The sequence below is a fragment of the Haloarcula sp. MBLA0163 genome, from assembly GCF_055632435.1.
Window position 1 is genome coordinate 2,544,954 of record NZ_CM145745.1, and the last position, 20,371, is coordinate 2,565,324.

General features: G+C 70.9%; 24 protein-coding genes. 14 read left to right on the forward strand and 10 right to left on the reverse strand.

Translation table 11 applies throughout. The features are described 5' to 3' along the window. Positions 1-3 precede the first annotated feature (3 nt). The gene (locus tag ACV7GQ_RS13530) at positions 4-1,653 is read left to right on the forward strand and encodes a pentapeptide repeat-containing protein (protein WP_470310758.1); all 1,650 of its coding nucleotides are present in this window, start codon (positions 4-6) and stop codon (positions 1,651-1,653) included. A 39-nt stretch (positions 1,654-1,692) separates the two neighbouring features. Next, positions 1,693-2,649 carry a WD40/YVTN/BNR-like repeat-containing protein gene (locus ACV7GQ_RS13535; RefSeq protein WP_470310759.1) on the forward strand — a complete coding sequence of 319 codons (957 nt, stop codon included), beginning with the start codon at positions 1,693-1,695 and terminating at the stop codon, positions 2,647-2,649. Here ACV7GQ_RS13535 and ACV7GQ_RS13540 read toward each other — a convergent pair. After that, positions 2,646-3,032, reverse strand: a complete 387-nt coding sequence (locus ACV7GQ_RS13540; RefSeq protein ID WP_470310760.1) for a hypothetical protein — start codon at positions 3,030-3,032, stop codon at positions 2,646-2,648. The two genes, ACV7GQ_RS13535 and ACV7GQ_RS13540, sit on opposite strands and share 4 nt — an antisense overlap. 132 nt (positions 3,033-3,164) lie before the next feature. Between ACV7GQ_RS13540 and ACV7GQ_RS13545 the strand changes: the two genes are divergently transcribed. Both ACV7GQ_RS13545 and ACV7GQ_RS13550 read left to right on the forward strand, forming a co-directional pair. Next, positions 3,165-3,791 (forward strand): hypothetical protein, encoded by a 627-nt coding sequence (locus tag ACV7GQ_RS13545; protein ID WP_470310761.1) that lies wholly within the window; start codon positions 3,165-3,167, stop codon positions 3,789-3,791. A 76-nt stretch (positions 3,792-3,867) separates the two neighbouring features. Then, the gene (locus ACV7GQ_RS13550; protein WP_470310762.1) at positions 3,868-4,950 is read left to right on the forward strand and encodes a geranylgeranyl reductase family protein; all 1,083 of its coding nucleotides are present in this window, start codon (positions 3,868-3,870) and stop codon (positions 4,948-4,950) included. On the opposite strand, the gene ACV7GQ_RS13555 is transcribed toward ACV7GQ_RS13550, so the two are convergent. Further along, positions 4,951-5,199 carry a DUF8151 family protein gene (locus ACV7GQ_RS13555; protein WP_470310763.1) on the reverse strand — a complete coding sequence of 83 codons (249 nt, stop codon included), beginning with the start codon at positions 5,197-5,199 and terminating at the stop codon, positions 4,951-4,953. Positions 5,200-5,283: 84 nt separating this feature from the next. On the opposite strand from ACV7GQ_RS13555, the gene ACV7GQ_RS13560 reads away from it, so the two are divergent. Then, entirely contained in the window at positions 5,284-5,511 is a 228-nt protein-coding gene (locus ACV7GQ_RS13560) for a DUF7860 family protein (protein ID WP_470310764.1), read from the forward strand. A gap of 52 nt (positions 5,512-5,563) precedes the next feature. Next, positions 5,564-5,959 (forward strand): hypothetical protein, encoded by a 396-nt coding sequence (locus ACV7GQ_RS13565; protein WP_470310765.1) that lies wholly within the window; start codon positions 5,564-5,566, stop codon positions 5,957-5,959. Here ACV7GQ_RS13565 and ACV7GQ_RS13570 read toward each other — a convergent pair. The 5 genes from ACV7GQ_RS13570 to ACV7GQ_RS13590 all read right to left on the reverse strand — a co-directional run bounded on the left by ACV7GQ_RS13570 (position 5,950) and on the right by ACV7GQ_RS13590 (position 11,633). Then, positions 5,950-6,987 carry an ATP-binding protein gene (locus ACV7GQ_RS13570; RefSeq protein WP_470310766.1) on the reverse strand — a complete coding sequence of 346 codons (1,038 nt, stop codon included), beginning with the start codon at positions 6,985-6,987 and terminating at the stop codon, positions 5,950-5,952. The two genes, ACV7GQ_RS13565 and ACV7GQ_RS13570, sit on opposite strands and share 10 nt — an antisense overlap. Before the next feature lie 55 nt (positions 6,988-7,042). Further along, on the reverse strand, positions 7,043-8,125 hold the full coding sequence (gene ygfZ, locus ACV7GQ_RS13575) for a CAF17-like 4Fe-4S cluster assembly/insertion protein YgfZ (protein WP_470310767.1): 1,083 nt from the start codon (positions 8,123-8,125) through the stop codon (positions 7,043-7,045). A 38-nt stretch (positions 8,126-8,163) separates the two neighbouring features. Further along, positions 8,164-9,414 (reverse strand): carboxypeptidase regulatory-like domain-containing protein, encoded by a 1,251-nt coding sequence (locus ACV7GQ_RS13580; RefSeq protein WP_470310768.1) that lies wholly within the window; start codon positions 9,412-9,414, stop codon positions 8,164-8,166. A gap of 68 nt (positions 9,415-9,482) precedes the next feature. Beyond that, entirely contained in the window at positions 9,483-10,427 is a 945-nt protein-coding gene (locus ACV7GQ_RS13585) for a PfkB family carbohydrate kinase (RefSeq protein WP_470310769.1), read from the reverse strand. Positions 10,428-10,505: 78 nt separating this feature from the next. Continuing rightward, entirely contained in the window at positions 10,506-11,633 is a 1,128-nt protein-coding gene (locus ACV7GQ_RS13590) for a carboxylate--amine ligase (RefSeq protein WP_470310770.1), read from the reverse strand. 233 nt (positions 11,634-11,866) lie between these two features. Between ACV7GQ_RS13590 and ACV7GQ_RS13595 the strand changes: the two genes are divergently transcribed. Next, a complete protein-coding gene (locus tag ACV7GQ_RS13595) occupies positions 11,867-12,805 on the forward strand; it encodes a glycosyltransferase (protein WP_470310771.1) in 939 nt (312 codons plus the stop codon). 16 nt (positions 12,806-12,821) lie between these two features. Here ACV7GQ_RS13595 and mutL read toward each other — a convergent pair whose 3' ends face one another. After that, entirely contained in the window at positions 12,822-14,903 is a 2,082-nt protein-coding gene (gene mutL, locus ACV7GQ_RS13600) for a DNA mismatch repair endonuclease MutL (protein ID WP_470310772.1), read from the reverse strand. A gap of 129 nt (positions 14,904-15,032) precedes the next feature. Between mutL and ACV7GQ_RS13605 the strand changes: the two genes are divergently transcribed. After that, a complete protein-coding gene (locus ACV7GQ_RS13605) occupies positions 15,033-15,188 on the forward strand; it encodes a hypothetical protein (protein ID WP_470310773.1) in 156 nt (51 codons plus the stop codon). Positions 15,189-15,272: 84 nt separating this feature from the next. Further along, the gene (locus tag ACV7GQ_RS13610) at positions 15,273-16,529 is read left to right on the forward strand and encodes an HAD family hydrolase (RefSeq protein WP_470310774.1); all 1,257 of its coding nucleotides are present in this window, start codon (positions 15,273-15,275) and stop codon (positions 16,527-16,529) included. Positions 16,530-16,534: 5 nt separating this feature from the next. Here the strand turns inward: ACV7GQ_RS13610 and ACV7GQ_RS13615 are convergent, their stop codons facing one another. Beyond that, entirely contained in the window at positions 16,535-17,143 is a 609-nt protein-coding gene (locus ACV7GQ_RS13615) for a DUF4397 domain-containing protein (protein ID WP_470310775.1), read from the reverse strand. A gap of 151 nt (positions 17,144-17,294) precedes the next feature. Between ACV7GQ_RS13615 and ACV7GQ_RS13620 the strand changes: the two genes are divergently transcribed. After that, a complete protein-coding gene (locus tag ACV7GQ_RS13620) occupies positions 17,295-17,804 on the forward strand; it encodes a hypothetical protein (RefSeq protein WP_470310776.1) in 510 nt (169 codons plus the stop codon). Here ACV7GQ_RS13620 and ACV7GQ_RS13625 read toward each other — a convergent pair. Further along, a complete protein-coding gene (locus ACV7GQ_RS13625) occupies positions 17,801-18,559 on the reverse strand; it encodes a hypothetical protein (RefSeq protein ID WP_470310777.1) in 759 nt (252 codons plus the stop codon). The genes ACV7GQ_RS13620 and ACV7GQ_RS13625 overlap by 4 nt on opposite strands. A gap of 85 nt (positions 18,560-18,644) precedes the next feature. Here ACV7GQ_RS13625 and ACV7GQ_RS13630 point away from each other — a divergent pair, with 85 nt between their 5' ends. The 4 genes from ACV7GQ_RS13630 (at position 18,645) to ACV7GQ_RS13645 (ending at position 20,256) form a co-directional block, all read left to right on the forward strand. Next, positions 18,645-19,244 carry a class I SAM-dependent methyltransferase gene (locus tag ACV7GQ_RS13630; RefSeq protein ID WP_470310778.1) on the forward strand — a complete coding sequence of 200 codons (600 nt, stop codon included), beginning with the start codon at positions 18,645-18,647 and terminating at the stop codon, positions 19,242-19,244. Between the two features lie 54 nt (positions 19,245-19,298). Then, positions 19,299-19,487, forward strand: a complete 189-nt coding sequence (locus ACV7GQ_RS13635; RefSeq protein WP_470310779.1) for a hypothetical protein — start codon at positions 19,299-19,301, stop codon at positions 19,485-19,487. A gap of 38 nt (positions 19,488-19,525) precedes the next feature. Next, complete coding sequence (locus tag ACV7GQ_RS13640) at positions 19,526-19,696, forward strand: hypothetical protein (RefSeq protein WP_166968223.1); 171 nt, start codon at positions 19,526-19,528, stop codon at positions 19,694-19,696. A gap of 74 nt (positions 19,697-19,770) precedes the next feature. Then, positions 19,771-20,256, forward strand: a complete 486-nt coding sequence (locus ACV7GQ_RS13645) for a DUF7992 family protein (RefSeq protein WP_470310780.1) — start codon at positions 19,771-19,773, stop codon at positions 20,254-20,256. The last annotated feature ends 115 nt before the right edge of the window (positions 20,257-20,371 follow it).

Consider the following 20,371-nt stretch of genomic DNA (forward strand, 5'->3'; position numbering starts at 1 on the left):
GAGTTGCGACTCGACGGCGCCTACCACGAGCTCGACGCCCGCGGTGCGACCGTCGGGTCGGGCGCGTTCGCCGGCGTGCGCGTCGACGGCGTGGACTGCCGGGACGCCACCTTCGAGACGGTCGACTTCGACCGGGCGAGCGTGGGTGAGGCGGCGTTCGACGGCGCCACCGTCGGCGACGGCTCCTTCCACCACACCGAGTTCGGCATGGCCGACTTCGACGACGCGACGTTCGAGACGGGCGACTTCTACCACGCGACCTTCGACGAGGGGGACTTCCGCGGGGCCGCGTTCGGGACGGCGCGGTTCTACGGTGCGACGTTCGGCGGCGGCTACTTCAACGAGACCAGCTACGACGAGGCGGTGTTCGAGCGCATCGAGGCCGAGCGGTTCTACCTGCCCGACGCGACGCTGACGGGCGGCACCTTCGCCGACGCGGCGGTGTCGATGAAACTCGTCTTGAAGAACTCGACGTTCGTCGGCACCGACTTCACCGGGCTGGACGCCGAGCGGGTCGACCTCACGGGGAGCACGCTCGTCCGCTCGACCGTCGACGACGCGACGGTGGCGGACCTCCAGCTGGACGAGGCGACGCTCGCGAGTCCGCAGGTCACCGACTGTACGGTCGAGCGCGTGACCGCCGCGGACGTCCGCTGTCTCGGCGTCGTGGCCGTCGAGAGCTGCACCGTCGACACCGCGGACCTGTCGCCGGCGACCGCCGGCCCCGACGGGGTCGCGCTCGTGTCGCTGTCCGGGAGTACGGTCGGCGGCGGGCGGTTCGACCAACCCGCCGACGGCACGGTCGTCTACGACCTCGAACAGGCCACGCTGGGGACGGTGAAGTTCACCGGCGGCGGGTCGGACGGCCCGCTGGACCGGCTGGCGTTCCACCGGACGCGCTTCGACGGGTTTGACGTGCGCGACGACGACGTCGACCTGGAGGCCGCCGACTACCGGCTGCACGAACTCGCGGACGGCCTCGGCGACCCGCTTCGGGCGACGCTCGCGTACCCGCACGCACTCGAGACGGCGGTCGGCGCGGCTGGCGACGGCGAGACGACCGCCGCGCTGCTGGAACGGGCGGCGACCCGGGCGGCCGACCAGTCGGTCCCGGCAGCGGCCCGCGAGCGGTACGACCGGTTGGCGACGGCCGCCGAGGGGACCATCCCGGCCGCCGACGGCGAAGTGACGTACCTCCGGGCGAAGAACGGCGCCAACGACATCGCGGACAACACCGCCGCCTCGGCCTTCTTCGTCTCGCAGTTGGCCTACCGCCGCCGGACCCACGCCGGGCGCGTCGCCGACGCGAACGCGCCGCTCCGGGACCGCGTGCGGAGCCTCGGCCGCTGGGGACTGAACGCCTTCCTGTTCCTGACGACCGGGTACGGCGAGCGCCCCTCCTATACGCTCGGGGCCTCGGTGGCGCTCGTCGTGGGCTACGCCGCGCTCTACCTCGCGCTCGCGCCCCGCCTGTTCGTCGACGTGGGGCAGTACCTCCAGTTGAGCCTCGGGTCGTTCATCGCGTTCTTCCTCGGCGGCGTCGGGGCCGTCGACGACGCGACGGTCAACGTGGTCGCGCAGTCCGAGGCGTTCCTCGGCGCGTTCTTCATCGCGCTGTACGTGTTCGCGCTGACCCGGTCGGTCAGCCGGTGAGCGCGCAATCTTTCTCCCGGTCGCCGACGTAGGGGCGGTATGGACACCTGCTACGTCGCCCTCTCCGACCGCGTCCTTGTCGGTGACGGCGAGTGGACCGAGCGACTGCGCGACCACACGCTCGAGTGCGTCGCGGCCGACGCGAGAGCGCCCGACCGGGCCTTCGTCGGGACGGTCGACGCCGGACTCCAGCGGACGACCGACGGCGGGGAGACGTGGAGGGGCGTGCTGGACGCGGGCGACCGCGTCACGAGCGTCACCGTCAGTCCACACGACGCGGACGTGGTGTGGGCCGGCACGGAACCGAGCGCCGTCTACCGGTCGACCGACGGCGGCCGGACGTGGACCGAGCGCGGGGGGCTGACCGACCTCGACTCCGCCTCGCGGTGGTCGTTCCCGCCGCGGCCCCACACCCACCACGTCCGGTGGCTGGCCGTCGCCCCGGACGACCCGGACCGGGTGTACGTCGCCATCGAGGCCGGTGCGTTCGTCAGGACCGAGGACGGCGGCGAGACGTGGGTCGACCACCCCGCCGGCGGGCGGCGCGACAACCACACGCTGGCGGTCCACCCGGACGCTCCGGCGAGGGTGTACACGGCCGCCGGCGACGGCTACGCCCAGTCCGAAGACCGCGGCGAGACGTGGCAGTACCCACAGGACGGCCTCGACCACCGCTACGTCTGGGGGCTGGCGGTCCACCCCGACGACCCCGACTGCGTGGTCGTCTCGGCCGCCAGCGGTCCCCGGTCGGCTCACTCGACGACCGGCGAGAGCTACGTCTACCGCCGGACCGGCGGCGGGTGGACCACGGCGATGGACGGCCTGCCGGCCCTGGACGGTCTCGCACGGGCCGTGCTGGCCCCCGACCCGGCCGGCGCGGTCTGCGCGGTGACGAACCACGGCCTGTTCCGGTCGGCCGACGGGACGGACTGGACTCGGGTGGGGGCGTGGGACGACGCCTACGACCAGGTGCCACGCGGCCTCGCCGTCGTCTAGAGGACGGTCCCGAGCGCGACGACGAGCCCCGTCGAGGCCACGGTCAGGACGGCGGCGATGCCGAGAATCCTCGCGGCGCGCTTCCGGTCGGCGGCGACGGCCTCGCGTTCGGCGACCGAGCCGGCAGCCCCGCCGGACCCCGAGAGGTCGTACCGGGCCAGCGCCCCGAAGGCGACGCAGAACTGGAAGTAGTCCTGTAAGATTCCGACCCACCCGCCGAACAGGAACGGCGCGGTGGCCCAGAGCGCACTCGGCGGGAGCACGGAGAGCGCGACGGCGAGGACGATAGCCGCGGCGACGCCGAACGACCCGATACCCGCCTGCCGACGCGCGCGACGCTGTGTCGACCCGATGTTGCAGACGCCCGGCTGATACTCTGCCATGGCCGTGGACTAGAGTGCCGCGGCCTAAGGCGTATCGCCGCCGTGAACCGTTTAAACCGGATTAAATCGAGTTGAATCCGGCCCAACGACCGGCCCGGCTTATGCTCGAACGGTCCCGACGCCTCGCTTGCAATGTCGCTCACGAAACCGCTGACGCTCGCTCTCGTCGCACTGCTGGTCGCCGGCGGTGGCGTCGCCGCTGCCACCGGTGCCACACAGACAGCCACGGACGCGTCGACGGCGTCCGTCACGGACGTCGAGGCGGACGCGTCGCTCGGCAACGAGACAGTGACGGTCGCCGTCGCCGACGACGGGCAGGCCGTGGAGAACGCCACCGTGACCGTCGAAGGCGAGGAGGACGTCACCGTCCACACGGACGAGAACGGCACGGCGACCGTCGAGCGGTCGGCCCTGACCGACGACGACGAGTCCCTCGAAGCGGTCGAGGTGTCGGTCGAGGCCGGTGACGCCGAGGGCGAACTGGAGTACACGGTCGAAGACGGGTCGCTGACCCTCCAGGAGGAAGAGTACGAGTACGAGACCGACGAGGAAGCCGACGAAGAGGGCGACGAAGCCGACGACGAGGACGATAGCGACGAAGAATCCGAAGACGACGAAGAACCCGAAGACGACGAGGACGATAGCGACGAAGAATCCGAAGACGACGAAGAACCCGAAGACGACGAGGACGATAGCGACGAAGAATCCGAAGACGACGAAGAACCCGAAGACGACGAGGACGACGACAGCGACGACTAACGGCCGCGTCTCCGCGCCCGGTTCTCGCCGCCCGGAATCGAGAAAGTACTTGTCTCGCGACGCCGAGACGACAGGTATGCACGATGTCGTCGTCGTCGGTGTCGGCCCCGCCGGCGCCCGCTACGCCCGGCGGGCCGCCCAGCAGGGCTACGACGTCCTCGCGTTCGAACAGGGGACGGTGGGCGAACCACTGGCCTGTTCGGGCCACGTCAGCACCGACGTGTGGGACTACACCGACGACGCCCGCGACGAGTTGCTCCAGAACGAGGTGTCCGGCGCCCGGTTCCACACCGGCGGACCGGGCAGCGACGCCCACCCCTTCTACAAGGACGAGGTCATCTCGAACGTCATCGACCGGGTGGGGCTGGACCGCCACCTCGCCGAGTTGGCCCGCGAGGCCGGGGCGGAGGTCCGCGAGGAACACACCGTGGTCGGCGTCGAGGAACACCGGGACCACGTCGTCGTCGAGGTGCGCGGCCCCGACGGCGTCGAGACCCACCGCGCGAAGATGGTCGCCGGGTGTGACGGCCCCAAGAGCCGCGTCCGGCGGGAACTGGGGCTGCCCGAGCCCGACGAACTGCTCCACGGCGTCCTCGGGTTCGACGAGGCGCCCGACCACGGCGACTCGGTCGACGTCCACCTCACCGTCCCGCGCTTCTTCGCGTGGCGCATCCCCCGCGGCGCGGCCGGCGTCGAGTACGGCCTCGCGGTGCCGCCGGGCGACGACGCCCGCGAGCGGTTCGAGACGTTCACCGAGGAGTACGACGCGGACGTCACACGACGCTGTTCGGGCCTCATCCCAATCGGCCCGCCGAAGCGCGTCACGGGCCGCCGGTCGTTCCTCGTCGGCGACGCCGCCGCCCAGACCAAGCCGTTCACCGGCGGGGGCATCCTCTACGGCATGACCGCCGCCGACCACGCGGCCCGCGAGATAGAGCCCGAGGCCCCGGCGACGCTGGGCGACTACGAGCGCGCGTGGCGCGAGGACCTGCGGCAGGAGATACGCCTCGGTCACGCCGTGCGCGCGGGCTACTCGGTGCCGAAGGCGGTGCAGAAGCTCGGGCTGACGGCGTTCGAGGGCGAGATCGGCGTCCACATGGACCGGCCGACGACGCTGTTCTCCCGCGAGCAGCTCAAGGCGCTGCTCTCGCGGTCGTAGTCAGTTCGCCGCCACCGTCTGCCGGAGCCCCAGCCACACCCGCTTGTAGCCGAGCATGTAGACGCCGGCGTACAGCAGGACGGCGCCCATCCACAGTTCCCAGAGGCCGAACGTCGACTGTCCGGCGAGCAGGTTCGAGAGGCCCGCGCTCTCCGTGAGGGCGCCGACCACCGTCAGCAGGCCGGCGAGCAGCGCGGAGAACAGGAGGCCGAGCAGTTCAGCCAGCGATTCAGAGACGAGTCCGTTCATCGGCGGTTCGTATGCCGATACCGATTATAACCCTTTCCCCCGAGAAGCGCAAGCGGTTAGTGTGACGGCAGCGACCCGACGAGTATGACACAGTACCGCGATATGGACCACGGACTGCTGGCGAAACGCGGGTTCCTCCTCGGCGTCGGCCTGTTCGCGGTCGGCGCGCTCGGCGAACTCCTCGGACACACGCTCCTCGGCCCGTTCCCGTCGTGGGGCAACGTCCTGTTGACCGACATGGTGGCGCTCGGCATCCTGCTGGGCCTGCTCTCGCCGCTGGTCTTCGGTATCGTCCTGCCGCTCGTCGAGTGAGCGCGGCGCTTCGGTCGAAGCTATTTACGACTGCCGAGCGACAGCCCTTCGCATGAAGGCTTCGCGTTTCACCGTCGCCTCGGCCGTCGTCGCACTGCTCGGCTGTCTGGTCGCGTTCGTTGGACCGCTGGCGCTCGGGGCCGGCCCGGGCATCAGGGGGAGCGTGACCCTCTCGGCCGTCGTCGGGGCCGTCTTCGCCGGGAAGAACTTCCAGACGCTTCGCGAGCGCGGTCGCCCCCGGTTCGCGGCGGCGGTCATGGCGACGGTCGTCGGGCTGTGGCTCATCATTGCGCCCCTCCAGTACCAGACCGTCGGCGCGCCGCTGACCGCCGTGACGCAGTTCGGCGGGATGTGTCTCGCGGCGTTCTCGGCGTACACGGCGCTGGTCGCCGTCGAGTACTACCTCGGGGAACCGGAGTTCGCCGAGGACGACGTTGGCTACTCCTGACCCGGGTCGGGTCGCTGCAACCGGACGACCGCGACCGTCCCCCCGTCATCGGGAGACTCGAACGAGAGGTCGCCGCCGCACCTGTCGAGTACCCACGTCACGAGCCACAGTCCGAGTCCCTGCCCGTGTGTCAGCGGTGATTCCGTCTTCTGCTGGATAGCACGCCGCTGGGTTCGCGAGATGCCCGGCCCGTCGTCGGCGACGCGGAGGACGACCTCATCGTCGGCCTCCCGGAGCGAGACGGTAACGGCCGGTTGGTCGCCGGCGTGCTCGAGCGCGTTCTGGACCAGTTCCTGCACGACGAGTCGGAGCGCGCTGGTCGCCAGCACTGGGGCCGCCGACGGACCCTCGACGGTCACCGTCGCATCCGGGAAGTCCGCCGCCCGCTCCTCGACGACACCGTCGACGACGGCGGCGAGGTCGTGCGTCGAGAGGTCCTCGACGGAGCGGACGTCGGAGCTGAGTTGCCGGACTCCCTCCGAGAGCGACCGGATGCGTTCCGCCGCGGCGCAGACGTCCGCTGCCTGTCGTTCGAGGGCCTCGTCGTCGAGCCGGTCGCGGAGGTACTCCGACCGGCCGGTGATGACCGTGAGTTCGTTCCGGAGGTTGTGACGGAGGACGCGTTCGAGCACCGCCAGTTGCTGTTCGCTCCGCCGCAGTTCGGTGATGTCGCGGACGATGCCGACGGTGCCGCTGTGCCCCGCTTTCTCCGGGAGGAGCGCGATAGTGACCTCCGCGACGCGTCGCGTCCCGTCGCCGGGCGTGACCTCTATCTCCAGGGTATCGGCGTCGCGCTCGCCGTTCGCGAGCGAGCGGATGACGTCGAGACAGCGTTCGATAGCACGGTCTGTGAGCAACAGCGCGACCGAGCTACCGAGGAGCTCCTCCCGGGAGTAGGTGACGTGCTGGACGAGGGCGTCGTTGACGTACTGGAACGCACCACGGTGGTCGAGCGTGTACATCGGGTCGCCGGCCGCTTCGACTATCGTCTCGAACGGCGTCGCGGGGTCACCGGCAGTATCCGACACGGTCTCGGGTTCGTAATCATCTGTGTTAGTTGTTGTGCCGGTCGATAGCGAGCGTTCAGTACTGGGGGAGCCGCGCCGACGCCGCGGAGCCCTCGACGAACGGGAGGTCGGTGCGTTCGGCGGCGACCTCCTCGCCGTCTGTCCGGACCGTCAGCGCGTCGTCGGGCAGGTCCCAGTCGACGGCCGCCATGGCGATGGCGGCCTCGCGCATCGGACTGTCGACGGCGCGGGTGACCTCGCCGACGTGTTCGTCGCCGGCGAAGACGGCCGCGCCGGCCTCCGGGAGCGCGTCGACGGTGAGGCCGACGAGGCGATTCGGCGGGTGGCCGCGGTTCTCGATGCGCGAGACGACCTCCTGGCCGACGTAACACCCCTTCTCGAAGTCCAGCGCGTTGCGCAGGCCGAGTTCGTTCGGGACGTGGCCCTCTATCTCGGTGTCGAACAGCGGCGACCCCGCTTCGAGGGTGAGCGTCTCCCACGTCCGGTAGCCGAAGGGGACGGCGTTCAGCCCGCGGTTGACGAGCGTGTCGAACACCGGTTCGGCGTCCTCGGCCGCACACACCACGTCGTAGCTCTCCTCGCCGGCGAGGTTGTCCGTCCGGACGACCGAGACGCCGGCGTCGCCGAGTTCGCCCCGGTTGAACGAGAGCGGCGCCTCCGGCGAGGACGCCTGATGGAGGACGCTCGCTATCTTCTCGGTGGCCTTCGGGCCGTGGACGCCGAAGGTGGCGAAGTCGTCCGTGGCCACGCGGAAGTCTACGTCCTGGATGAACGTCTTCTCCCGCCACTCCTCGGCCAGCGGTTCAGCCCGCTGTGGCGGGGTGAAGACGAGCAGGCGCTCGCCGGCGTTGTAGACGTACATGTCCGTCTCGACGCGGCCCTGCGGGTCCAGCAGGAGGGCGTAACAGCCCCGTCCGTCGGTGTCGGGGACGCGGTTCGAGACGGCGTTGTCGACGTACTCGACCCGGTCCTCGCCGGTGACGACGAGGACGCCGTAGCCGAACTCGCAGACGCCGACGACGTTCCGGACCGCGCGGTGGGTCCGTTCGGGCCGGCCGTAGTCGTCGACGACGCGGCGCCCGCCCACCGTACGGAAGGTGGCCTCGTGGGCTTCGTGAACCTCCTCGAGGACAGTCATTGCTCACGGATGGGAGCCTCGCGCCCAAAAGGGTCCCGTTACCGCCGTCGGAGCGCGAGCACCGCGAAGAGCGCGAGGGCGACGACGACGGTCACGGGCGTGAACCCGGGGCCGCTCTCACCGATGGGCAACACGCCGTCGGTCGGAGTCTCGGTGTCCGTCTGCGTCGCCGTCTCGCTGACCGTCGTCTCCGCCGGCGTGTCCGTCGCGTCCGGGTCGATACCCTCGACGGTGGCCGTCGCCGAGAGGTCGCCCTTGGTCGCGGTGAAGGTCACGTTCCCCCCGCTGTCGACCGGCACCGTCGCGATGCCGGAAGCATCGGTCGTGCCGACCGTCTGGCCGCCCCGCGTGACGGTCGCGTTCGCCACCGGCTCGCCGTACTCGTCGGTCGCCTCGAGGCGGACCGTCTCGCCGACGACGACCCGCTGGTTGGCGGGCACGAGGTCTATCCGCGGCGTCCGCTGGATGGCCACGTCGACGGCCGTGTCCGACTCTCTGACCCGGAGCGGCTGGCTACTGGTCCCGTAGCCCGCCTTGGTCACTTCGAGCGTGTAGTCGCTGTTGACGGGGACGCTGATGGTCGCCTCGCCGTCAGAGAGGGTCTGGACGGTGCCGACCGACGGGACGGTGACGGAGGCGTTCCGGATGGGTCGTGGGTCCTCGAAGTGGTCGTCGGTGACGGTGACGGTGACCAGCGCCGACCCCTCCTCGAGCGTCGTCGTCGCCTCGGTCTCGCCGGTGACCGCTATCCGGGTCGAGTTGCGGAAGTAGCCGTCTTTCGTCGTGACGACGCGGTACTCGCCCGCCTCGACCGGCGGCGTCTCGACGACGCCGTCGGCGTTCGTCCGCTGGTCCGTGACGAACTGGCCCGAGCGGTAGAGCTGGACGCGAGCGTTCTCGACCGGAGTGTCATCGGTGTCACGTACCGTCAGCGTCGCGCTGGCCGTCTCCGAGACGGGCACCTCGACCGAGCGAGTGGTCGCGTCGGCGACGAGGTACGGGGAGTTGCGGATGTACTCGTCGTCGTCCAGGTGAATCCGCACGTCGGCGCCCTCGGGGACGTCCAGCAGCACCTGCCCGTTGGCCCGCGTCGTCTCGTTGACCGGGCCGCCGGCCCCGTCGTCCCACGTGGCGTAGACGTCGACGTCGCTCAGCGGGTCACCGTTCTGGTCGACGATGGTGACCGTCAGCGTCACTCGGTCCTCCTGTGCGACCACCACACCGGGAACGGCGGCTGTACCGGTCAGCACGACGACGCAGAGCGCGATGGACAACCGAAGAGAAGCCATGTAGGGATGGTAACGTGGACCGACCTTAACAGTATGGTCGGCTTATGCGGGTGGCGTCCGGCCCGTCCTCACCGGCCACGGTCGGCCTGTGACTCGACGAGGCGCTCGACCTCGGCGGGTTCGAGCGGCGTCAGCGGGCCGGGCATCGTCCGGGTCAGCGCCGCCGCGGCCGTCCCGTGGGCGAGCGCCTCGTCGGTCGGTGCACCGTCGACGAGCCGCTGGAGGACGGCCCCGACCAGCGCGGCGTGTTGGCCGGAGGTGTCGACGGCGGCCGTCTCGAAGGCGTCCTGTTCGTGGACGACGTTGTCGTGGTAGGCGACGACGCCGTGTTCGCTCCGGGTGAGGATGACCCGGTCGAAGTCGTACTCGGCCGCGATGGTGTGGACGAGGTCCCGCGGCCGACCCGTCTTGTCGAAGACGGCCTTCGCGTGGTCCTCGCTCGCGAACAGCAGGTCCACCGCGCCGAACAGGTCCGAGAGCGTGTCGTGGGCCGCCTCGGCGCTCCAGAGCCCCGGGTGGAAGTCGAGGTCCAGCGCCCGCAGCCCCGGCGTGGCACGGAGGAGCGCGCCCGCCGTCTCGGCGGCCGTCGCCGAGAGGGCCGCCGTCGACCCGGCGGCGAACACCGCGTCGGCGTTCTGAATTCGCCCCATCGGCATCTCGCCGGGCGTGAGCGACGCCATCGCGGTGTCGTCGCGGTCCTGCAGGAGCCGGTCCTGCCGCGGGGCGGCGGCGTCCTCGTAGAACGTCAGGCCCTGCCGGCCCTCGTCGGCGTCCGCCCAGACGACGTCCGTCTCCAGGCCGTGTTCGTGGAGTTCGGCGACGACGCGGCGGCCGAGCGGCGTGTCGGGCAGTTTCGAGAGCCAGACGGCGTCGCCGCCGAGCCTGCTCGCCGTCGCCGCGACGGTGCTCGCGGTGCCGTCTGCCCGCATCCGCACCTCGCGGGCCGTCTCGAAGCGCTGTCCGTCGGGCGGCGCGAAGCGGAGGGCCGTCTCGCCGAAAGTAACCAGTGACATACTCCGCGTATCGGGAGACTACGGCTTAGTTCAACCGGCCGAGTCAGCGTACGATTCGGACCGGGCGGGCGGCGACGGTCAGTTGACCGGGCCGTCGACGCTGACGACGGTCGCGGCCACCGCGCGAGCGCCCTCGACGACGTGGGGGAGCGGGTCGGAGAGCCGGAGGTTCGACCGCGTGGTCGGCGAGAGCAGGTCCGACGCGACGGCACGGGCGCTCTCCGGGCGTTTCACGGCGTGCAGGAGGTCCCCGGAGAGCGGCCAGTGGTACCGGGCCGGCGTGAACTCGAAGGACGGCACCCGCCCCTCCGAGAGGTACTCCAGCAGCGCCCGGGGGAAGTTCATGCCGGAGGCGACGCCGAGGCCCATCGACCCCCAGAACTTCGGATTGCACTCGAGCAGGTGGGGCGCCCCGTCGGCGTCGTTCTTGAACTCCAGCATCACGACGCCGCTCCAGTCGAGCGCCGACAGCAGTGGGTCGGCATGGTCGTACAGCTCCGGGTCCGCGAGCGACTCCGCGCAGGTGCTCTTGCCGCCCGACGGCGGCGACTCCCGGATGCGGCGGTGGGCGTAGTGTCCGCGAGCGACGCCGTCGGTGTAGAGCCCGAAGAAGCCCCGACTCCGGCCGGCGAGGAACTCCTGATAGACGGGGTCGGAGTCGTGGTGCTCCAGGTACGTCCGGTACGCGGCCCGGAGCTCCGCCGGGGAGTCGACGTACCGGAGGAAGCGTGGTTCCGTCTCGCTCCCCGTCTTGAACACGCCCGAGGGACCGACCGTCTCGACGGCGCGAGACACGTCGTCCGGCGACCGGATGCGGACCGACGTCGGCGTCGGCACGTCGAACTCTGCGGCCAGGGACTGCAGGTCGTGCTTGTCGACGGCCCGACGGAACGACGGCTTCGGCGGGAGAATCGGGTCGAGCGGGACGGGAATCGACTCGCGGTGCTCCGAGACGATTTCGGTCGTGCGACCGCCGACCGGCAGGACGTAGTCGTAGCCGTACTCCTCGACGACCCCGGCGAGTTGGGCCGCGTAGTCGGCGGCGTCGTCGGCTTCGATGCGGTGGTCCCGCGCGGTGTACCGGGAAGCGGCCGTCAGCGAGCACGGGAACTGTGCGACCACCCCGACCGTGTCGGCGACCGACTGGACGGCCCTGACAACCGTCAGGGACTTCTTCTCGAACCCGTCGGTGACCAGCACGTCCATACGACTATGTGTCACACAGTACCGTGGTTGTAATTACGGACTTACGTCGGATAACCGGTTTCAGACCGCGCTGCGGACGCGGCCGGTGCGTCGACCGGCCGAATCGGTCCAGACAGCGTACACCGGTTCGCGCGCCGTCGGTGAGGGGCCTGCCCAGTAAGGGCACGACTACCTCGACGCGGCCGACAATCGGGACACCATTACTTTGCGTCGCCGTCGGGAGGACGCCACCAGTGCGAGTCCTCCACCTCGTGACGCACCGCTCGTCGTTCTTCGACCGCCGCGTCGAGTGTCTCCGCGACCGGGGACACGACTGCGACGTCGTGCCCGTCCCGGGCCGGGACAGCGACGACCGGGCCGAGCGCAAGGCCACGCGGCGCTCCGTCGGCCACTACCTCCGGTTCTACGGCCGGGTGCTCTCGGCGGTCCGGCGCGACTACGACCTCGTCCACGCCCACTACGGCCTCACGGCCCCGTTCGCGCTGGCCCAGCCCCGTCGACCCGTCGTCCTCACGCTCTGGGGGTCGGACCTCATGGGCGAGTTCGGGTGGCTCAGCGAGCGCTGTGCCCGACTGGTCGACGAGACGGTGGTGATGAGCGACGAGATGGCGGCCCGTCTCGACGGCGACGCGACGGTCGTCCCGCACGGGGTCGACCTCAACCTGTTCCGACCGATGGACCCGACGGCGGCCCGCCGCGAGGTGGGGTGGGACCCCGACGCCGCCCACGTCCTGTTCCCGTACACCCCCGACCGGGCGGTGAAGAACTACCCGCTGGCCGAGCGCGTCGTCGACGACGCTCGGTCGCGGCTCGACCGCGAGGTCCGCCTCCACGCCGTCTACGAGGTCGAACAGGCGGCCGTCCCGACCTACATGAACGCGGCCGACGCGCTACTGCTGACCTCGCGCCGCGAGGGGTCGCCCAACACCGTCAAGGAGGCGCTCGCGTGCGACCTCCCGGTGGTCGCCACCGACGTCGGCGACGTGCGGGACCGGTTGGACGGGGTGACGCCGTCGGCGGTCTGTGCCGACGAAGCCACCCTCGCCCCGGCGCTCGCGCAGGTCCTCGACCGGGGCGAACGGTCCAACGGTCGGCGGGCCGCCCGGTCGCTGGCCGTCGAGCAGATGGCGGCGCGACTGGAGGACATCTACCGACGGGCGCTGGACGAGTGAGCCGGCGCGACGGCCGTCACTCGCGCCGGCCGGCGTGGCCGGGGTAGTCGCGTTCGAACCGGTCTTCGAGTTCCGCGCGGTCGAGTTCGATGACCGTCGGCCGGCCGTGCGGGCAGGCGTAGGGGTTCTCGCAGTCGTCCAGCGCCGCCAGCAGGTCCCGGACCGACCCCTCGGTCAGCGACGTGTTGCCGGTGACCGACGGGTAGCAGGCGAGGTCCCCGAGCAGTTCGTCGGCCGCCGCCTCGACGGTCGTCGCGGCCTCGCGCTCGCCGCCGACGAACGCCCCCAGCACGTCCCGGACGACGTCCGGCCCGGCGGCGTCGGCGATGACGCCCGGGAGCGTGCGCACCTCGACGGTGCGTTCGCCGGTCCGGGCGGTGTGAAAGCCGAGACTCGCCAGCGCGTCGCTGCGCGCCTCGAAGACGGCGGCCTCGCGGGCGGTGAGTTCGAGTTCGACCGGGTCCGCGAGCGCCTGGGTCGTCGTCTCGCCGGCGAACTCCGCCTGCAGGCGCTCGTAGTTCACCCGCTCGTCGGCCGCGTGCTGGTCGACGAGGACGAGGCCGTCGTCGGTCTCGGCGACGACGTACGTCTCGTGTAACTGCCCCAGCACCCGCATCGACGGGAGCGTGTCGTGACTCGTCTCGGGGTCCCCGCCCAGTCGCGCCTGCTCGTGACCCCCGGAGAACTTCCGGTCGGCCGGCACGTCGGCGGCGACCGACTCGCCGGACGGTGTGGCAGTCTCTGTCGTCTCTCCGGCCGAGTCGGACTGGTCGGATTCGGCGGACGGAGCGGCCGTCGTGCCCTCGTCGCCCGTCGCGGCGCTCCCGTCGGCGGCCGACCAGCCGTCGTCGGCGGTTCGACCCGAAACGGTGGTGTCCGAGGCCCCCGACCCGGTGTCGTCGGCCGCCGGCGCGGTCCCGGTGGCGCTTTCGGCCGCGTCGTTCGCCGCCGTCGTGTCGCGGGACCCCTCGTCCGGACCGCCGGGAGACGGTCCCGCGGACGACGACCCGTCGTCGCCACCGCCCGACCCCGACGGCGATATCTCCGTCTGCTCGGGCTGTGAGCGGCCGCGCGGCGCCGACGAGCGGAGCAGTCCCTCGCGCAACAGGGCGTCCTCGACGGCGGTGCGAACCTGCTCGCGGACGCCCTCGTCGTCGGCGAACCGGACCTCCATCTTCCGTGGGTGGACGTTCACGTCCACGTCGCCGGCCGGCACGTCCAGGAAGAGCACGGCGAAGGGGTAGCGGTCCGGCGCTATCTGGGTGCCGTAGGCGTCGACGACGGCGTCGTGGGCCGTCTTCGCGCGCACGTACCGGCCGTTGACGTACGTCGAGAGGTACTCCCGGCCGGCGCGCGTGGTCTCGGGGTGGGAGACGAGGCCGGAGACGCCGTCGAGCGGGCCGTCGGGGAGGTCCTCGCCGTCCACGGAGATCATCGCTTGGGCCACCTCCCGCCCGTAGACGGACATGACCGTCTCGCGGAGGTCCCCCTGCCCGGTCGTGGCGAACGTCTCGCGGCCGTCGTGGTCCAGCATGACGGCGACGTCCGGGTTCGCGAGCGCGTAGCTCGTCGCGATGGTGTTGACGTGGGCGAACTCCGTCGAGGCCTGCTTGAGGTACTTCCGGCGGGCGGGGACGTTGTAGAACAGGTCCTCGACCGCGATGGTCGTCCCCTCCGGACAGCCGGCGGGGTTCACCGCGGTCACCTCGCCGCCCTCGACGACGAGTTCGGTGCCGACGTCGCCCCCGCGCGGCCGGGTCGTTATCGTGAGCCGGGAGACGGCGCCGATGGCGTGCAGCGCCTCGCCGCGGAACCCGAGCGTGCCCACCCCGCCCTCGAGGTCGGCGATGTCGCGAATCTTCGAGGTGGTGTGTTGCTCGACGGCGCGCTGGACGCTCTCGCGGTCCATCCCGACGCCGTCGTCGGTGACGCGGATGCCCTCGGTGCCGCCCGCTTCGACGGCCACGGTGACGCGGTTCGCGTCGGCGTCGATGGCGTTCTCGACGAGTTCCTTGACCACGGAGGCGGGTCGTTCGACCACCTCGCCGGCCGCGATGCGTTCGACGGTCCGGTCGTCGAGTTGCTGGATGTCGGTCATGGCGGCCCTCGCATAGTCGTTGCCCCTCGGTAACGGACGGGGCGACTTGAGACTGTCTCCGGCGAGTGTCGGTCGGCATATGAAAATAGTTAACACGACACAGTCCTGAGCCCCGCTCGGTGAGCTACCATGTGCCACCACAGAGGCGACATCCCCGATTGGAGCCGTGAACGCGCCGACGAGCCGGCCGACGAGGACGCGGACGGAGAGCCGGAGACGCCGTCGTTCATCAACGAGGAGGAGACGGACGTCGAGGTGCTGACCGACGGCGGCGACGACGAGTAGGTCGGCGCCCGTCACCCGCTTTTTCGACGGCGCGAACCGTACAGTGAAGTGTACGGACAGCGACAGCCACGGCAACGGAGACAGATGGAACAGTACGACCAGCTCTACCGCCTCTACGAGACGGCAGACACCGAGACGTTGCGGGCCTATCAGGAGTTCGTGGACCTCCTGCCGCCGCTCAGCTCCCCCGTCGCGCTGGACCAGTGGGAGGACGCCCGCGAGGAACTGGACGCGCGGAAGGCCGAGATAGCCGAGGCGTTCCCCGCCACGGGCGAGACGTACGCCGACATCGCCGCCCGGCTGACCCGCGAGGAGGCGTTCACCGCGCTCGACCTCTTCTCGAAGTACGACCGGTCGGTGAACGTCCTCGTCCTGGACGTCGACGAGACGCTCCGGTCGGCCGGCGACACCGACAACGAGATCCCGCGTGACACGCTGTACCTCCTCACCGAGTTCCAGGAGCGGGGCGTCCCCATCGTCGTCTGCACCGGGCAGACCCTGGAGAACGTCAAGGGGTTCATGATCCAGGGCCTCGGCAACGAGGTCGTCTCGTCGGGCTCGCTCTCTATCGTCTACGAGTCCGGCAACGGCGTCTTCACGCCGAAACACGGCGCTCAGACCAAGCAGTTGCTGTACGAGCGACTGGACGAGGAGGTGGTCGACGTGTTCGACGCCGTCCGCGGGCGGGTCCTCTCGGAGGCCCCCGACGACGTGAGCCACGGCACGCACCTGCAGGGCAACGAGTTCAACGTCACGCTCAAGCCCAACGCCGAGGTGGGGAGCGACACCGCCGTCGAGATCGTCGACGAGGCGCTGTGTTACCTCTGCGGGCTGGTCGGTGAGTGCGTCGCCGAGGCCGTCGGCGTCGACGTCGCGGACCCGGCCGCTCTCGCCCGGGCGTACTTCGCGCGGGACCCGGAGATTCAGGCGGTGTTCGACGAGGCGGGCCTCTCGACCGACGCCGACCTCGACGCCGCGCCGCCGGCGTTGCTTGACCTCTTCGAGCGCATCGACCTCGGCTACTACGAGGGCGACGCCGCCGAACTCGTCAGTCTGGAACTGGACAAGTCCGCCGGCGTCGAGCAGGCCTTCGAGGTGCTGGGCATCGACGACCCGTTCGCGCTGGTGATGGGCGACAGCAAGAGCGACCTGCGGGTGATGGAGTGGGTCGCCGAGAACGACGCGGGCATCGCCGCCGCCCCGGACCACGCCTCGAAGGCGGTCCTAGACCACGTGCGGGCCCACGACGACCTCGTCTACGAGGCCGGCGAGGCGAGCTCGGTCCTCAACATCGTCTACGGGCTGGACCTCATCGCGCGGCTGAACGAACGCCGGTCCTGAACGCCTCACTCCCCGGGCGCGACCAGTTCGACCGCGTCCGCCTCGACGACGGCGGCGAGCGTCCCGGCCTCCAGCTGCCCGAGCGCGATGGCCGAGTACGCGGTCCCGCCCTCGAGGGAGATGCCGTCGAGTTCGAGTTCGACCCGGCCGCGGTCCGTCGGCCGAACGGACAGGTCGTGCGTGCCGGCCTCGACCGGGCGGTACTCGCTGGCCTCGCGGAACTCGACGGCCTCGACGACCGACGCCGTCTCGCCGACGTCGAGCGAGATGGTCGGTGCGTCCGGCGACGCGTGGACGAGTCGGAGGTGCGCGACGTCCGCGGGGACCTCGCCGGCGTCGTCGCGCAGGAGCGTCGCCTCGATGTCGGTTATCAGCCCCGTCGCCAGCACCGTGTACGCGGTGGCCGGCGACAGCGAGACGGTCCGTTCGACGACGGTGGCGGTGCTCCCCGCCGGAGCGATGGCCACCTCGTGGTCGCCGGGGTCGACGGCGGCGTAGTCGCTCAGCGTCGCGTACTCGACCTCCTCGAACCGCGTCGTCCCGTCGACGCTGACGTCCACGTTCGGCGCGTCCGGACAGCAGTGCCCGATGCGCAGTTGCGTACTGTCTGCCATGTCTTGCTCACCGACCGAGTCGACACCGCCGGCGCGTTTCGTTATGTGGCTGATAGGGGCGAGTAAGGCCGGGGAACCCGACGCACCCCCGCCCCTACCGTGGTACACGCTACCACGGAACAGTTAGACGGCTCGCGGTCGTACCCCGACCATGGACCTCGAACAGGTGTTCGGTCAGGTTCCGGATCCGGCCTCGCACTCGTTCCCGGAGTACGCCCTCGGTCAGGGGGACCCGGTGCGCCCGGTGGCGGTCACCGAGGCGGAACTGTCGACGTTGCTGTCGCTGTACGAGCGGTTCGCCGGCGTCGACCCGGGCGGCGTCGACTCGAACCCGTTCTTCCGGGCGACGAGCGAGTTCCTCGAGCAGACGTTCGGGACGACGCTCAAACGCCCCGACGAACAGCTCCACGACGACATCGCCGCGATGCTCAACGACTTCTCGGACGACCTCGGGGGCCGAGCGATAGGCGTCGTCGACGCCACGCCGGCCCACCACCGGACGCTGTACTTCTTCCTGACCAGTTGCAAGGCCTACCACGTCGCGCCGTACGTCCGGTTCACGCCCGACGCGGAGGCCGTCCAGACGCTGTACGACGTCTACGAGCGCGTGAGCGAACAGGAGTTCTACCTCAAGCGACCGAAGTCCGTCCTAGAGAGCTAGCGTCGGCCCATCGGCGTCGAACACCGCAGACAGAGCGTGTGGTCGGCCGCCCAGTTCACGTCCGTCGACCCACACGCCGGGCACCGGAAGCTCGCGTTGTCGTACTCGGTCGTGCCGCGGTGGGCCGCGAGGTGGCCCGCCTCGACGCACCGGTCGAGCAGGCTCGGGAACCGCTGGCGCTTGAACGCCGCGCGGTGTCCGAGGAACCGACCGGCGTCGGCCGGGTCGGGCCCGTGGAGGTCCGACCACGAGACGGCGATTTCGCCGTCGTCGAGCCCCCGGGCGACCTGCTGGATGGGGAGCGCGGCCGCCTGCAGCAGCGGCGTCGTCGCCACCGACTGCGGGTCGTCGATGGCGTCGCCAGCCGTCTCGTAGGCCGTCTCGGCGTCGTCGTAGGCGTCTGCCACGCCGTCCAGTCCGCCGACGACCCGGAAGTCCGCCGCGAACTCGCGGAGACAGGCCGCCTGCGCGGGCCCGTCGAGCGCGCTCGTCAGGTCTCGCGTGACGGCTTCGCCTTCGACGGCACGGTGCGTCGCGCGCTCCGGTGCCCCGGCCACCCGGTAGCTCACGCCCGCGAGGACGAGCAGCTGCAGGGCGCGGCTGACCCACCCCTTCTCGTCGGCGTCGAACGGTGACTGCCCCTCGCGTGGTTCGGCTAACGTCGCCCACGCCGCCCGGGAGTAGGCGTCGCCCGCCGCCCGGTAGTCCCGCTCGGCGAGGGCCCCGACCGCGTCGGACCGATAGTCGCTGTCCATGTCTGCCGGTAGGCCCGGACGGCAAGAAACGTTCCGTCGTCGGCGGGTCCCGGGCGCTGATACCGCTGGCGCCCTACTGGCCGGTATGGAGCCAGACGAGATACGGCGAGCGTGGGACGACGTCGCCGAGACGTACGCACGGCGGCGCGACCCGGACGGGTCCGACGCCGCTCTCGTCGCGGACTTGCTGGACGAACTGCCACCGAACCCGACCGTTCTGGACGTGGGGTGTGGCGACGGCGCGCGCACGCTGGCGAACCTCCCGCCGGGGAGCATCGGCCTCGACTTCTCCCGCCGGGGCCTAGAACTGGCGACGGAAACGGTCCCCGGCGCGCGGCTGGTGCAGGGTGACATGACCGCGCTCCCGATCGCCGACGACAGCGTCGACGGCATCACCGCCTACCACGCCGTCTTCCACGTGCCCCGGGAGCGCCACCCCGAGGTGTACCGGGAGTTCGCACGCGTCCTGCGTCCGGGGGGCCTCGTCCTCACGACGCTCCCTACCGGCCGGTTCGAGACCGTCCGCCGGGGCTGGATGGGCGGATCGATGTTCTTCTCCGCGCCCGGGCGGTCGGCGACGCTCGACCAGTTGCGCGCGGCGGGGTTCGCCGAGGTGTGGACCGAGACGGCCGACGACCCGCTCGGCACGTCGACGGAGTTCGCGTTCGCTCGACGCGGGCCCTGACGGCGGTGGCGCCGCCGGACAAGACATTTACCGGAGGCGTGGGAGCGGACGGCTATGGTCCACTGTCCCGACTGCGAGACCTCCCTCACCGACGCCTCGGACGTCGAGTTCGCCGAGATGGACGCCACCACCGGTTTCCTCGCGGCCTCCAAGCGGTTCTACGTCGCCAGCTGTGCCGAGTGTGGCGAGACCCTCGGGAGCGGCGTCGCCGGCGCGAAAGCCGGGGGCGGCGGGGCCGTCTAGGAAGAAGACATTTATCGCCGCCCGACGAGTCGGCGGCCATGGTCCACTGCCCTGAATGCGACGCGACCCTCGAAGCGAAAGACGACGTGGAGTTCGTCGAGATGGACGCCACCACCGGCTTCTTCGCCGCCTCCAAGCGGTTCTACCTGGTCGCCTGCACCGAGTGCGGCGCGGCCATCGGGAGCGGCGTGGCGGGCGCGAAGGCCTGATTCGGGGGGTGGCCCCCGCCGTGAGAGCGCCGGTCAGCGGTGCGTATTTCTAGTTGGGCGGTCTACACGACGACATGGCGCTCGACGTCTCGGTTCCGGACCCGCCGTCGCTCCGCGGCCCGCAGCCGCGGGGCGGGTACCAGGCAATCGACGACCCGGACGAGGAGGAGGTCGAGGACGACTACCGCCGCGAGGAGGTCGAGCGCGTCCTCGCCGACGGCGCGTGGCACGACGCCTTCGAGGAGTGGACGACACAGACCGGCCTGACGGCCGCCGACTTCGACGTGGTCACGCGATACGACCTCGTCGAGGGGTTCGACTTCTACTGGGACCCCGCGACCGACGAGGTAGACTACCGCGCGCCGGCCGTGCCCGACGAGGCCCGCGACGACCTCGACGCCGACGACGTGGAGGAGATAGAGTCCGAACTGGACGCGCTCGGCCGCGTCGTCTCGGAGATGCTGGAGAACGACTACCTCCTGCGGGACGACGAGACGTTCGGCTTCTTCGACGACGAGGCGCCCGAGGAGACGTTCGACCACGACGACCGCGAGGGGTGAGTCGGGACCGGCCGCGCTCCGTCGCCCGGACCGCGGGACACCACCGGCCCAGTCGACGGCGGCGACGCCGTCGGATGCGGCGACGGGACACGTCACCCCAAGAGTGAGGCGTCGA